We start from the raw sequence: 14075 nt of genomic DNA on the forward strand, positions 1-14075 counted from the left end.
CCTCTACTTTTTTGAAATTTTCTTAAAAAACCAGCGAAATCTTATTTTTTCTTTTATTTTCTTCTGTTTTCGACCAGTTTCGCCATACTCTTTGCAATTCGTGTATACTTGTCGAAAAATCTTTAATTAACGTCATTTTAACATAAAAAATCAAAAAGACGGGATTTCCCCGCCTTTTTTTGATCCATCCCTTATTAGGATGCTTTTTCTTCTGCTTTTTCATATATATTGATGCCTGCTTCATTTAGCATCCATTCGATATGAACACCATATCCTGAAGTAGGATCATTAACAAACACGTGGGTTACCGCTCCAATAATCCTGCCATCCTGAATGATCGGGCTCCCGCTCATCCCCTGAACAATCCCGCCTGTTTTATCGAGGAGCTTCTGATCTGTCACTTTTATGACCATTCCTTTTGTTGCCGGAAACTTTTGCGGTATCGTGCTGACAATTTCAATATCAAACAATTGTACTTCATCATTGTCCACTACAGTCAGTATTTGAGCGGCTCCCTCTTTTACCTGATGGGATAATGCTATTGGCATCGGTTTGTCAAAGATCCCATTTTTCATGTCCCGGTTTAATTCCCCAAAAATTCCGAAAGGACTGTTCCTGACAATATTCCCGATTATTTCTTTGTCTGAGGAAAATCGTGCAAGTTTTTCGCCTGGATTGCCAGTGCTTCCTTTTTCAATGGAAGTAACAGTCGATCTTACAATTTGTCCGTCTTCAACAACAATGGGTTTTTTCGTATCCATATCGGAAATAACATGTCCGAGTGCTCCATACTTTTTCGATTCCGGGTGATAAAAAGTCATCGTCCCAATGCCTGCTGCTGAGTCACGTATATATAAACCAAGCTTATAGGTTTCTTCCCCGTTTTCTTTAAGAGGAGTCAGCTCCGTTTTCACCTTCCCGCTTTCACGGCTGACAATGATTTGGAGCGGATTGCCGCTTTTGCCTGCTTCTTGAACAAAAGGGGCAACATCTGACATCTTTTCAATTTTCTTACCATTGATTTCTGTAATGATATCTCCGATTTTTATCCCGGCCATTTCTCCTGGCGAAGCTTTTCCTTCAGTCGTATTAACCTGATGGTGCCCCACTACTAACACACCTACTGTATTTAGTTTAACCCCGATTGATTGGCCTCCTGGAATTACTTTAAAATCTTTTAAGACATTAACATCAACCTTCTTTATCGGAAAACCTGCCAGTTCGAGAAGCATTTCATTTTTTCCATTTTCTTTTGCTGAAAGCGAAATCGAATGGTTACCTTCTTTAAGTGCCACACTTGAATTATCTATGGACAGCCCGGCTGACACTGCTTCTGCCTTTGCAATATCCAGCTGCTGCCCTTCAAAAAGGGTAATATTTGCAGGTATTTGCAAATATTCCTGAACAGGCTTGGAAAAACCTAAAGCAATTAATGAAACAAGGAGAATTCCACCAATTATTTTGCGCAAAACATCATATGTCAAATTTTTCACTCTCCTCGCTTCTAGTCCATCCACGTCAAATGGCTACATCTTTAATTTTGCCTGCATCGATGGCATTTATAACTGCCAGTGACATAAAAAAAGCTATCCTGCTTTGGATAGCTTTTCAAGGTATTAGATCTCGCTGCGCAGCTTAATGGCACACACCGGATATTGGATCATAATTATTTCAGCTGTTTAGCCATATGCAGCAGCTCTTTTGCATGCTCTTTTGTCAAATCGGTAATTTCCACTCCTGAAATCATACGGCTGATTTCTTTTATCTTCTCTTCTTCATTCAGAGGCTTCACTGTAGTTTTGGTCCGCCCTTCATTTGTGTTTTTAGCAATAAATAAATGAGTATCTGCAATCGCTGCAACCTGTGGCAGGTGAGAAATGCAAAGCACCTGTGAGTCCACGGAAACATGATGAATCTTCTCCGCGATAGCTTGTGCAACTCTTCCGCTCACACCTGTGTCCACTTCATCGAAGATAATACTTGTAACACCCTGATGTTTTGAGAAAATACTCTTTAAGGCAAGCATGATTCGGGATAATTCCCCTCCCGATGCAATCTTAGACAGAGGCTTGAGCGGTTCTCCCGGATTGGTGGAAATATAGAACTCCGCCCTGTCAACTCCATTTTTCAAAAGAACTTCGGGATCAGAAAAGAACCTTACCTCAAAAACTGTTTTTTCCATGTATAATTCCTTAAGCTCTTTATGAATTAACTTCGTAAGCTTTAGAGCAGATTTTCTCCGCAGCTTGCTCAGTTCTTCCCCTTCAACCATAAGGTCTTTTTTCAGGGCAGCAACTTCTTTTTGCAGCTTATCAATATGGGTTTCTTTATTTTGCAGGGTTTCAATTTCTTCTTCTATTTTTGCTGCGTATTCCAGCACTTCTTCTACCGTTTTTCCATATTTTCTTTTTAGCCCATTTATTTCATTCAGTCTGTTTTCGATTTCATTAAGCCTTTGGGGATCATATTCCATAAAGTCCATTTCATTGCGCAGGGAACTGGCTGCATCTTCAAGCAAATAGAAGCTGTTTGCCACATTTTCCGCTATTTCTTTATACGATGGGTCCAATTCCGCGGCATCATTCATATACCCCATAACCAACCCAATCCAATCGAGCCCTTTTTGCTCTCCTTGAAGAGCATTATAGCCAGACTGAACTGAATCAAAAATCCGTTCAAAGTTGGATAGTTTTCTCTTTTCTTCAATCAGATCTTCATCTTCATTCAATTTCAGCTGTGCCGACTGGATTTCATCAAGCTGAAATTGGATTAAATCCAGCCGGTGCGCCATTTGCTGTTCATTCTCACTTAAATTCTTAAGCTTTTTCAAAGTGCTTTCATATAATTTGTAGATATCCTGATATTCAGAAAGAGAAGCAGAAATCTTCGTTCCTCCAAACTGATCGAGAAGAGGAAGATGCAAGGTTTCATTCATTAATTCCTGATGTTCGTGCTGACCGTGTATATCAATAAGTGAACTTCCGATTTCCCTTAAAGCAGAAATAGTGACCAGTTTTCCGTTCACTCTGCAAACGCTTTTTCCTGTCTTAGATATATCTCTGCGGAGAACGATCATTCCATCTTCAATCTCTATTCCAAATTCTGCAGCTCGTTTATAGCAAGGGTGCCTATGATCATCAAGGATAAAAAGCCCCTCTAACTCAGCCTTATCTTCACCATGCCGGACAAACTCTGCAGATCCCCTGCCTCCAGCCAGCAAGTGAATGGCATCAATAATAATGGATTTCCCTGCCCCTGTTTCACCGGTTAAAACAGTTAAGCCCTTTTCAAATGAGACAGAAAGGGCTTCGATTATAGCAAAATTTCGTATCGTTATTTCATTTAACAAGCTTATCACCTCATTAGAAAAAGCAGAAGCGCTTTGCCACCAGGGGGGACAGGCGCTCTGAACTTGAAATTATCTACAGCATTTCAAGAAAACGGTTTGAAATGACTTCTGTGTCCTCAGGGGTTTTGCAAATGATCAGGCATGTGTCATCCCCGCAAATTGTCCCCAGAATCTCTTCCCAATCAAGGTTATCAATCAGTGCGCCAATAGCCATGGCATTTCCCGGAAGAGTCTTCATTACAAGGAGATGTCCTGCAGTATCCACTCTAACAAAGGCATCCATTAAGTTTCTTTTAAGTTTTTGCAGAGGATTGAAACGCTGATCAGCTGGAAGACTGTATTTATACCTTCCGTCCATTAAAGGTACTTTTACCAGGTGAAGCTCTTTAATATCTCTTGAGACTGTCGCCTGGGTAACATTAAACCCTGCATTTTTTAATTCATCCACCAGGTCATCCTGTGTTTCAATATCGTTATTAGTAATAATTTCGCGTATTTTAATATGTCTTTGCCCTTTATTCATTTTTTCACCTCTATAATCAGCCGCTTGACAGCAGGCAGAAAAAAATTAATTTATAGTGTTTTGTATTATAATGTTAGCTGATTTTCTCAATAAAGTACAATTTTCCCGTATATAATTATTATAATTCGTCCTTACGCGACAAATTCCTCTAAAAAAAGGAACAGGCATCAGCCTATTCCTCTTCTTTAACCTGCTTTGTTTTCAGTTCGGCGTGGGCTTCTTTTACAATCTTATCAGTCGGGGCTTTAAGGAGATTTTCGCCTTCTTCTTTGCTGCCTGACCAATACAGATGGAGAAGAAACTCTATGTTGCCATCTCCGCCGGTAATCGGTGAATAAGAAACGTCTTTGACATCATAGCCAAGACTTAAAGCAAATTCGATAATTTTATCAAGGACGGCTTCGTGTATTTTAGGATCTCTGACAATTCCTTTTTTTCCAACCTGCTCCCGTCCGGCTTCAAATTGCGGTTTCACTAAGGCAACTGTGTCACTGCCTGGAACCAGCAATGTTTTTAATACAGGCAATATAAGCTTTAAAGAGATGAACGAAACATCGATGGAAGCAAAATCAGGCATACCGGCTGAAAGATCTGCAGGAGTTACATACCTAAAATTGGTCCTTTCCATGACAACAACCCGCTCATCCTGCCTTAATTTCCAGGCAAGCTGATTATACCCGACATCCAAAGCATAGGACATGTTTGCGCCATTCTGCAGGGCGCAATCTGTGAAGCCCCCGGTTGAGGATCCAATGTCAAGGAGGATCTTGTCTTCGATTTCTAAATCAAAAACCTTCAGAGCTTTCTCAAGCTTTAAGCCTCCGCGGCTGACATAGGGCATAACCTTTCCCTTGATGGCCAGCGGAATATCTTCACTAACCTTTTCGCCCGGTTTATCCAATCTGCTTTCATTGCTGAACACCAAACCGGCCATAACGGCCCTTTTCGCTTTTTCTCTCGTTTCAGCAAGACCTCTTTCAACTAATAAAACGTCTAATCGCTCTTTCTTTGTTTTCATTTTTCAAGCCCTTTTTTGTTTTTTTCGTGCCAGTTTTCCCATTCTTTCCACAACATTGTCTACTGTCATCCCGATTTCTTCCAATAGTTCATTTACACTGCCATGTTCAATAAATGTATCAGGTATTCCCATTCGGTCTATTTCGGAGTGATGGAAGCCATGCTCGTGTGCATATTCAAGTACTGCACTTCCAAAGCCCCCCTGCAGGACAGCTTCTTCTATCGTAAGAATAGGCATATTCGCTGCGAGCAATTCATGCAGCATCTTTTCATCAAATGGCTTAATAAACCTTGCATTAATGACTTTAATGGAATGCCCTTGTTTTTCCATTAGCTGAGCTGCCTTCAATGCCATTGGAATGGTTGTCCCAAAGGTTAAAATTGCTCCGTCGCTGCCATCGCGCAGAACTTCCCATGTTCCAATTGGAATAGCTTTAAGTTCCGCGTCCATCGGCACCCCGATGCCATTTCCGCGCGGGAACCGCATAGCGATTGGGCCATCGTTATATTCAATGGCTGTTTTTACCATATGCTGGCCTTCATTTTCATCCTTTGGCATCATCAAAACCATGTTCGGCAAATGCCTTAAAAATGCGATATCGAATACACCCTGATGTGTTTCCCCATCTGCACCAACGAGTCCTGCCCGGTCGATTCCAATGAATACATTCAAGTTCTGGCGTGCAATATCGTGTACGACCTGATCATAAGCACGCTGCAGGAAAGTAGAATAAATCGCAAGGAACGGCTTCATGTTTTGAGTTGCCAGGCCAGCAGCTACAGTTGCTGCATGCTGTTCGGCAATACCAACATCATACATCCGATCCGGAAATTCACTTGCAAAGCCTTCAAGCTTTGAACCAACAGGCATTGCTGGAGTGATTGCAACAATTCTTTCATCTTTTCTCGCAAGTTCCCTGATGGTTTCTGACACAAGCTTGCTCCATGCAGGAGGCGGCGCAGCTGCAGGTTTCACAAAGTCCCCTGTTTCCATTTTGTATGGGCCTGTACCATGCCAAGTGCCGATCTTGTCGCTTTCTGCAGGGTGATAGCCTTTCCCTTTTTTCGTTATAACATGGAGAAGCACCGGGCCTTCTGTTTTCTTGGCATACGCAAGGTTCTCAAATAAAGCTTCATAATTATGCCCATCGACAGGCCCCAAATAGGTAAAGCCTAATTCCTCAAAGAACATGCCTGAAACAAACAGATACTTAAGACTGTCTTTCAGTCTTTCAGCAGTTGAGGCCAATTTGCCGCCGACTGCCGGAACCTTTTTTAAAAAATATTCAAGTTCATCTTTAACCCAATTATATTTGCCTGCAGTCCTTAACCTTCCAAGAACATTGTGCAGGGCACCCACATTTGGAGCAATCGACATTTCATTGTCATTTAATATGACAATCATATCTTTTTTTTCATGGCCGATATGATTTAAAGCCTCTAAAGCCATTCCGCCAGTTAAGGCACCATCCCCAATAACGGGAATGACATAATTGCTCTCTTTTTTCAGGTCTCTTGCAATGGCCATACCCATCGCGGCAGATAAAGAAGTAGAACTATGACCTGTTTCCCATACATCATGCTCACTTTCAATCATCTTAGGAAAGCCGCAAAGACCTTTATATTGTCTAAGAGTATCGAATTGGCACGCACGGCCTGTAAGGATTTTGTGGACATATGACTGATGTCCGACATCCCAGATAATCTTATCCTTCGGACTGTCAAAACATTTATGCAATGCAACAGTCAGTTCCACAACTCCAAGATTAGGGCCAATATGTCCCCCTGTGCCTGATAGCTTTTCAATCAGGAAGGTGCGGATATCCTGACTGAGACTTTCCAATTCTTTATTCGAGAGCCCTTTTAAAAAGGAAGGGTCTTTAATTGATAACAGATCCATACTGCGGACCACTCACTTTCGTTTCTTATTCGTCCGTTTTTTTACGTATATTTTGGCAACCATGTTTATAAAAATCAGAGCCTGTTTATTACGGCGTCCAGCCTGTCTAAAAGATAATATCTTAAGATTACCTTATTACAGGAGATTTTCCAAATGCTTTTCATTTTAAACAGTCTCGCACTCCGGCCAGTCTTTCTTGGGAAAGACTCCCGGCAGCAATTTCTATCATACCAAAATATATACAATAAAGACCATCATTTTATTAACCAGCAAATGCCGCTGGTACAAATAGTACAGCGGCACGGCATCGTTTCTTCATTCATTTTTGTACCCGATTTTTGCAATTATGAGTATGTAATCCAGAAATTAGTGGTCCCTGTTTGCAATTAGATCTGTTATTTCTTCCAGCAGATCTGTTTGAAGGCCTGTTTCCTTCAGCTTCTCTTTTGCAGATCTGATGTGGTATTCGAGAGCCTCTTTTGCGCCATTCATAGTAAGAAGAGCTGGATAGGTGCTTTTATTTTTTGATTCATCACTGCCAACAGGCTTCCCGATTATTTCTTCTGTCCCTTCAAGGTCAAGAATATCATCCCGGATTTGAAAAGCCAGTCCCAGATGATAGGCAAAATGGGATAGTGTCTGAATCGTCTCTTCATTGGCATTAGCCAAAATAGCACCTGAAACCACACTGCATTCAAGCAATTTGCCGGTCTTATGCACGTGGATATACTCTAAGTCTTCTATGTCCAGCTGTTTGCCCTCTCCTTTAATGTCTGCTGCCTGGCCTCCAACCATCCCTTCAGCTCCGGCAGCTTTTGAAAGCACTTTAATTAAAGAGAGCCTGGTTTCGGCTGAAGAGAATTCGTCTGGGGTTTCCGCAATGGTCTGGAAGCTGTATGTGAGCAAGGCATCACCTGCCAGGATTGCAAAAGCTTCTCCATATACTTTATGGTTAGTCGGTTTACCTCTTCTTAAATCGTCATTATCCATACTTGGAAGGTCATCATGAATGAGCGAATAGGTATGGATCATTTCGATCGCCGCCGCAGTCCATAACCCTTTTGCCGTATCTTCGCCAAAAGCAGCCAATGTGGCAAATAACAGCATCGGCCTGATCCGCTTTCCTCCGGCTTCAAGTGAATAATTCATCGATTCCTTGATTTCAGATGGAGCATTCAGTTTATGTACATATTCTTTTAAATGGATTTCCAATTTTCGCTTATGCAATTCAGAGAAAGAACTTAAGGATTGCTGCAAGATTATTCCTCCTCCGGAATGGCGAAGTTCGTTTTTCGGCCGTCTTCCGTCAGTATTTCCGTAAGCTGTGATTCCACATTTTTAAGCTTATCATGGCATAATTTTGAAAGCTCCATGCCCTTTTTATAAATATTAATTGCCTCTTCAAGAGGAACGTCGCCCTCTTCAAGCTTTTCCACAATCACTTCAAGTTCTTCCATCGCTTGCTCAAATGAAAGTTGCTTTTCATCCGCCATGCCATTCACTCCTCAATATCCGTTACCCTGCATTCAATAGTTCCATCAGATACCTTCAATTTTAACATATCATCCACTTTAACCTGATACACAGTCTTTACCAGGGATTCCTTTTCTGTATAAGCAAGGCTATAGCCTCTATCCATGATTTTGAGAGGACTGAGTGCCTCAAGGGTTGAAATGACCCTCGCAAAATCCTTTTCCTTTGCAGCCAGGGTATTTGCCATTGTTTTATTTAAAAGCTTATGGAGCCGATCATGTTTTTCTTTTGCCTGATCCTTCAGCTGGCCGGGATGACTTCTAACCAGCCTTTTCCGCAGGATATCAGCTTGTTCCTGCTTTAAATCATGCAGCCTTTTGGATCCCCGTAACAGCTGTTCAGTCAATTTATCCAGCTGTTCCAGTTTTTGTTCATACAATTTTTGCGGGTATCTGAAAGCATAGGATTTCTGTACCCTTAGAAGCCTTTCATTTTGCAGTACAATTTGTTCCTTCATCGCTCTTATCAGCCTTGATTGCCTGTTAAAAAGCCTTTCTTTCAGGTCATCAATGTGCGGGACTGCCAATTCAGCAGCTCCGGTTGGGGTAGGAGCCCTTAAATCTGCAACAAAATCCGCTATTGTAAAATCTGTTTCATGGCCGACAGCTGAAATTACAGGTATTACTGACTTAAATATGGCCCTTGCCACAGCTTCCTCATTAAAAGCCCAAAGCTCTTCAATAGAACCTCCGCCCCGGCCGATAATTAAGACGTCCGCTTCCCCGGAGGAATTAGCATCCTTAATCGCTTTCACAATAGATGGTGCTGCCTGGTTCCCCTGCACAAGCGCAGGGAATATAAGTATGTTTGCGATTGGATAGCGCCTTTTGAGCGTTGTCAAAATATCTCTGATTGCAGCACCCGTAGGAGATGTGATAACCGCAACTGTCTTTGGATAGCGCGGGATATTTTTTTTATGTGCAGACGAAAAGTATCCTTCTTTCTCCAGTTTCTCTTTAAGCTGCTCGTATGCCAGATAAAGCTCACCAATCCCGTCCGGCTGCATTTCCTGTACATACATTTGATATTGCCCGCTCGATTCATAAACGGAAATCGCTCCGCGAACTAAAACCTTCATGCCGTTCTCCGGCCTGAATTTCATGGATCTCGCATTTCCTGCAAACATTACGGCTAAAATTCTGGCTTTCTCATCCTTTAAAGTGAAATACATATGACCGCTGGAGTGCTGTTTAAAGTTTGAGATTTCTCCCTTAACCAAAATATTTTGCAAATGAGGGTCGGCGTCAAATTTTCTTTTTATGTATTTGGTCAGTGCGTGAACTGTCAGATACTGCTGTTCCTTCATAACAATCTCCTTTATGCAGAGGTCGCATGGACTCCTGCAAAGCAATAACACAAAAAAACTGCCCTTCCATTCAGCCTGCATGACAGGCTTCCTAAATACAGGATAATGGAAATGGACAGATTTTGCATCTATGGCGGCCATGAATTTCAGATTTTGCTTATAGACTTTGCTGCCTTCAACGTGTTGTGCATTAACATGGTAATGGTCATCGGCCCCACTCCGCCCGGAACAGGAGTAATGTACCCTGCTATGTGCTTAACTGTCTCGAAATCAACATCGCCGCAAAGCTTTCCTTCCGCATCTCGATTCATGCCCACATCAATCACAATCACACCATGTTTTACATGGTCCTCAGTAATTAAATTGGCTTTACCTGCTGCTGCCACCAGAATGTCTGCCCGCTTTGTATATTCCTTTAGATTAGCTGTTTTCGAGTGACAGTAGGTAACAGTTGCATCTTTATTAAGAAACAGCTGTCCTGCAGGCTTACCTACGATGTTGCTTCTGCCAATAACCACTACATGCTTTCCGGAAATGTCTGCCCCGATGCTTTCTAGCATTTCAATGATCCCTGCAGGAGTACAAGGGATATAGGCATCCTGAGCTGTCATCATTCTGCCGATATTTATAGGATGAAATCCATCCACATCTTTCTCAGGTGATATAGACTCAATGATGGCTTTTTCATTAATATGGCTTGGGAGCGGCAACTGGACGAGGATTCCATGGATTGCATCACTTTTATTCAACTCAGTGATTTTTCTGATAAGCTCTTGTTCACTGACGCTTTCAGGAAGTTCAATAAGCATAGAATACATGCCCAGCTTATTGCAGGTTTTCTGCTTGTTGTTCACATATGTTCTGGATGCCTGATTATCCCCCGCTAAAATAACAGCCAATCCCGGCGTGACTCCTTCTGCCTTCAGCTTTTGCACTTCAGCACCGATACGATCCTGTTTCTTTCTTGCAATTTCTTTTCCATCTATTAATTCTGCAGCCATTTGTATCCCCCTATCAGAAACTCGAAAACGCCTTTGATAAGGACTGCCGGCTTTGCTTGCATCCTGAAAGTACCAGCATATCCAGTGTATGTTTTTTAAAGTTTTTCTTTTACCTTTGATAAAACACCATTAATAAACTTGCTTGACTGATCATCGCCGTATAGTTTGGCAATCTCAATTGCTTCATCGAGCACCACATTGGCTGGCACTTCCTCTGTTAAATACAGCAGTTCAAAAATAGATAAGCGCAGAAGATTGCGGTCTACAGTGGCAAGTCTCTCCAGCGTCCATTTTTCAAGAAACCCTTTGATTTCGTTATCAATTGTTTCTTTATGCTCCAGCACACCTGATACAAGTTTGCTAAGATATTCATCGTTCTTTTCGCCCTCTAAAACATGTTCGATGGCGGTTTCTGGTTCTGTCCCGCTTACATCAATTTGAAATAAAGCCTGCAATGCTTTTTCTCTGGCTGTTCTTCTCTTCATCTTTATAAAACTCCTTTATGGCTAGCATAGTAATTTTCATTTTTGAGCATTTGCACGTCCAAAAATTGCATAAGAAGATAATAGCATAAGTAAGGAATCTTCGCACTACAACAAGAGCATTATGTTTGGTCAGAAACAAATGCAAGAAAACTTATAATATTAATTTTCCCTTTACAAACTCCTTTATAACGTTTTTGGGAGTGAATGATGAAGAGAATGAACCATAAGAAAAGCCAAAGACGGGTCTGATGTCTTTGGCTTGATGTGTAATGTTACATTTCCTGTTCGTATTCAACTTCATGCTTTTGGTTTTCAAACATGATTCCTACTACGTGAATGTTTACTTCCTGGGCGTCCAGGGCTGTCATATTCAACAGTGCCTGACGGATGTTGTCCTGGATTTTTTGGGCAACGCTTGGGATGGACACGCCGAATTTCATCAGACAATAAACATCGACTTTGATGCCTTCTTCTGTTAATTCAACTTTAACACCTTTGCCGTGGTTCTTTTTACCAAGCCGTTCAACCACTCCTGTAGCGAAGTTCCCGCGCATTTGCGCAACACCTTCTACTTCTGAAGCAGCAATGCCGGCAATAACCTCAATAACTTCCGGTGCAATTTCCACCTTGCCCAGACCTGAATTTTCAGGGCTCATTTCGAGAATGTTATTTTCGTTCATTTTAGCACCTCCACAAGTCTTTAAGAATTCATTACATCATGCAATTCAAGAAATTTCGTATTAAACTGCCCTTCCACAAAATTTTCATGGCTTAAGAGCTTGAGATGGAACGGAATTGTTGTATGAACCCCTTCCACTACAAATTCGCTTAATGCCCTTTTCATTCTGGAAATGGCTTCTTCTCTAGTATTACCATAAGTGATCACTTTTGCAATCATTGAATCGTAATATGGTGGAATCATATAGCCCGGGTAGGCAGCAGAATCGACTCGGACACCAAGCCCGCCAGGAGGCAGATACATATTGATCCTTCCTGCTGATGGCATAAAATTCTTCTCCGGATTTTCCGCATTAATTCTGCATTCGATTGACCAGCCGTTAAATGTCACATCACTCTGTGTAAAATTAAGCTTTTCTCCAGAAGCAACCTTAATTTGCTCCTTGATTAAATCGACGCCTGTTACCATCTCTGTAACAGGGTGCTCCACCTGAATACGTGTGTTCATTTCCATGAAATAGAACTTGCGATTTATATAATCGTATATAAATTCTATCGTGCCAGCGCCTGTATAATCAACCGCTTTTGCAGCTTTTACAGCAGCATTTCCCATCTCTTCGCGTGTTTCACCGTCAAGTGCAGGTGAAGGCGTTTCCTCAAGAAGCTTTTGCAGACGCCTTTGGATGGAACAATCCCTTTCCCCGAGATGGACGGTGTTCCCGTAATTGTCTGCGAGAACCTGGATCTCCACATGACGGAAGTCCTCGATATATTTTTCGATGTAAACACCAGGATTCCCGAATGCTGTCAGTGCTTCCTGCTGTGTGATCGTTATTCCCTTAATAAGCTCCTGCTCATTGCGCGCTACACGGATTCCTTTCCCGCCTCCGCCCGCAGTTGCTTTAATAATGACCGGATATTCAATCTTTTCTGCCAGCTGAATAGCGTCTTCAGCATCCTTAATGATTCCATTAGAGCCCGGAACAATCGGAACTCCTGCTTCCTTCATCGTTTCCCTTGCAATATCCTTTGTGCCCATTTTGCTGATGGCTTCTGGTGTCGGGCCGACAAAAATAATATTGCATTCTCTGCACAGTTCTGCAAAGTCCGCATTCTCTGCAAGGAATCCATAACCTGGATGAATGGCGTCACAGCCAGTAAGCTTGGCGACACTTATTATATTTGTAAAATTTAAATAGCTGTCCTTGGATGCTTTCGGACCAATGCAATATGCCTCATCCGCAAGCTGTACATGGAGCGCTTCCCTGTCAGCTTCTGAAAAGACAGCAACAGATTCAATCCCCATTTCACGGGCTGCCCTGATAATGCGGACAGCTATTTCTCCTCTGTTGGCAATCAAGAGTTTTTTTATCATTCTGTAACCGCTCCTTATTCAGGCTTTACTAAAAATAGTGGCTGGCCATATTCTACTAATTGGCCGTCCTTTACAAGCACTTCTACAATTTCACCATTAACTTCTGCTTCAATTTCATTAAATAATTTCATTGCTTCTACAATGCAGACAATGGAATCCTTTGTTACTTTTGAACCGGCTTTTACATATGCATCAGCATCAGGTGATGATGATTGATAAAAAGTCCCTACCATTGGTGAGACAATCTTATGTAAATCTTCTGCGGCTTCAGCATTTGGTGCAGGAGCAGCCGCTGGCGCTTCTGCTTTAGGCTCTTCCACTTTCACAGCAGCTGGCTGGACCGGCTGTGGAGCAGGCGCTGACACTTGGGCAGCTGCAGGCTGAACTTGCTGTACAACAGCGGCTTCATTGCCTTTTTTCTTCATTTTAATTTTAGACCCTTCATGCTCGTATACAAATTCATCGATATTTGACTGATCTACCAATTTAATCAGTTCACGGATTTCTTGTACTTTTAACATTTTGGCACCCCTTGTTTTCTCATTGCATGATTATCCCTTTTATCCGTATGCAAGTATTGCTGAAAGATTAGAATCATACGGCTGGAATGTTCTGCATGGTTTGAATTATGACTAGATACTAATATCATACGATAAGACCTTATAAAACTTCAACATTCTATTATGTACTGGATAATAATTTCTCTATCCGTCCTATGTTCCATTTTAATATTTTTCTAAATGTTTGTGAAATGTTTCATTGGATTTAACCGAATTTCATCCAAGATCACTTCGAAATCAGGACTTTTTCACTATTTGTTTGTGTAATAGTTACCAAACCGCAAATAAATTAGTCTATTTTCGTATATATGTCTGTTTTTCGTCAATAATGTAGTCCGTTGATTTCCG

Annotated in this window: 13 protein-coding genes; all 13 read right to left on the bottom strand. The window is 41.7% G+C overall.

Translation table 11 applies throughout. From position 1 onward, the window contains the following. Positions 1 to 194 precede the first annotated feature (194 nt). Positions 195 to 1484 carry a SpoIVB peptidase gene (gene spoIVB, locus CHI10_RS13660; RefSeq protein ID WP_095244798.1) on the bottom strand — a complete coding sequence of 430 codons (1290 nt, stop codon included), beginning with the start codon at positions 1482 to 1484 and terminating at the stop codon, positions 195 to 197. A gap of 182 nt (positions 1485 to 1666) precedes the next feature. Then, the gene (recN, locus tag CHI10_RS13665; protein WP_095244799.1) at positions 1667 to 3349 is read right to left on the bottom strand and encodes a DNA repair protein RecN; all 1683 of its coding nucleotides are present in this window, start codon (positions 3347 to 3349) and stop codon (positions 1667 to 1669) included. Positions 3350 to 3422: 73 nt separating this feature from the next. Then, entirely contained in the window at positions 3423 to 3872 is a 450-nt protein-coding gene (gene ahrC / locus CHI10_RS13670) for a transcriptional regulator AhrC/ArgR (RefSeq protein ID WP_095244800.1), read from the bottom strand. A gap of 172 nt (positions 3873 to 4044) precedes the next feature. Beyond that, positions 4045 to 4890, bottom strand: coding sequence for a TlyA family RNA methyltransferase (locus CHI10_RS13675; RefSeq protein ID WP_095244801.1), 846 nt, complete (start codon positions 4888 to 4890; stop codon positions 4045 to 4047). A 3-nt stretch (positions 4891 to 4893) separates the two neighbouring features. Next, complete coding sequence (gene dxs, locus CHI10_RS13680) at positions 4894 to 6789, bottom strand: 1-deoxy-D-xylulose-5-phosphate synthase (protein ID WP_095244802.1); 1896 nt, start codon at positions 6787 to 6789, stop codon at positions 4894 to 4896. 366 nt (positions 6790 to 7155) lie between these two features. Continuing rightward, a complete protein-coding gene (locus tag CHI10_RS13690) occupies positions 7156 to 8046 on the bottom strand; it encodes a polyprenyl synthetase family protein (RefSeq protein WP_095244804.1) in 891 nt (296 codons plus the stop codon). A gap of 2 nt (positions 8047 to 8048) precedes the next feature. Continuing rightward, positions 8049 to 8282 carry an exodeoxyribonuclease VII small subunit gene (xseB, locus tag CHI10_RS13695; protein ID WP_048008230.1) on the bottom strand — a complete coding sequence of 78 codons (234 nt, stop codon included), beginning with the start codon at positions 8280 to 8282 and terminating at the stop codon, positions 8049 to 8051. A 5-nt stretch (positions 8283 to 8287) separates the two neighbouring features. Next, entirely contained in the window at positions 8288 to 9628 is a 1341-nt protein-coding gene (gene xseA, locus CHI10_RS13700; RefSeq protein ID WP_095244814.1) for an exodeoxyribonuclease VII large subunit, read from the bottom strand. Between the two features lie 146 nt (positions 9629 to 9774). Further along, a complete protein-coding gene (folD, locus tag CHI10_RS13705) occupies positions 9775 to 10629 on the bottom strand; it encodes a bifunctional methylenetetrahydrofolate dehydrogenase/methenyltetrahydrofolate cyclohydrolase FolD (protein WP_095244805.1) in 855 nt (284 codons plus the stop codon). Between the two features lie 95 nt (positions 10630 to 10724). After that, positions 10725 to 11114, bottom strand: coding sequence for a transcription antitermination factor NusB (gene nusB / locus CHI10_RS13710; RefSeq protein ID WP_095244806.1), 390 nt, complete (start codon positions 11112 to 11114; stop codon positions 10725 to 10727). A gap of 272 nt (positions 11115 to 11386) precedes the next feature. Next, complete coding sequence (locus CHI10_RS13715) at positions 11387 to 11794, bottom strand: Asp23/Gls24 family envelope stress response protein (protein ID WP_035330002.1); 408 nt, start codon at positions 11792 to 11794, stop codon at positions 11387 to 11389. Positions 11795 to 11814: 20 nt separating this feature from the next. Then, positions 11815 to 13167, bottom strand: a complete 1353-nt coding sequence (accC, locus tag CHI10_RS13720; protein WP_095244807.1) for an acetyl-CoA carboxylase biotin carboxylase subunit — start codon at positions 13165 to 13167, stop codon at positions 11815 to 11817. A gap of 14 nt (positions 13168 to 13181) precedes the next feature. Then, positions 13182 to 13688 (bottom strand): acetyl-CoA carboxylase biotin carboxyl carrier protein, encoded by a 507-nt coding sequence (accB, locus tag CHI10_RS13725; RefSeq protein ID WP_095244808.1) that lies wholly within the window; start codon positions 13686 to 13688, stop codon positions 13182 to 13184. Positions 13689 to 14075 lie beyond the last annotated feature (387 nt).

The organism is Bacillus sp. 7894-2, assembly GCF_002272225.1.
Classification (GTDB): Bacteria; Bacillota; Bacilli; order Bacillales; family Cytobacillaceae; genus Cytobacillus.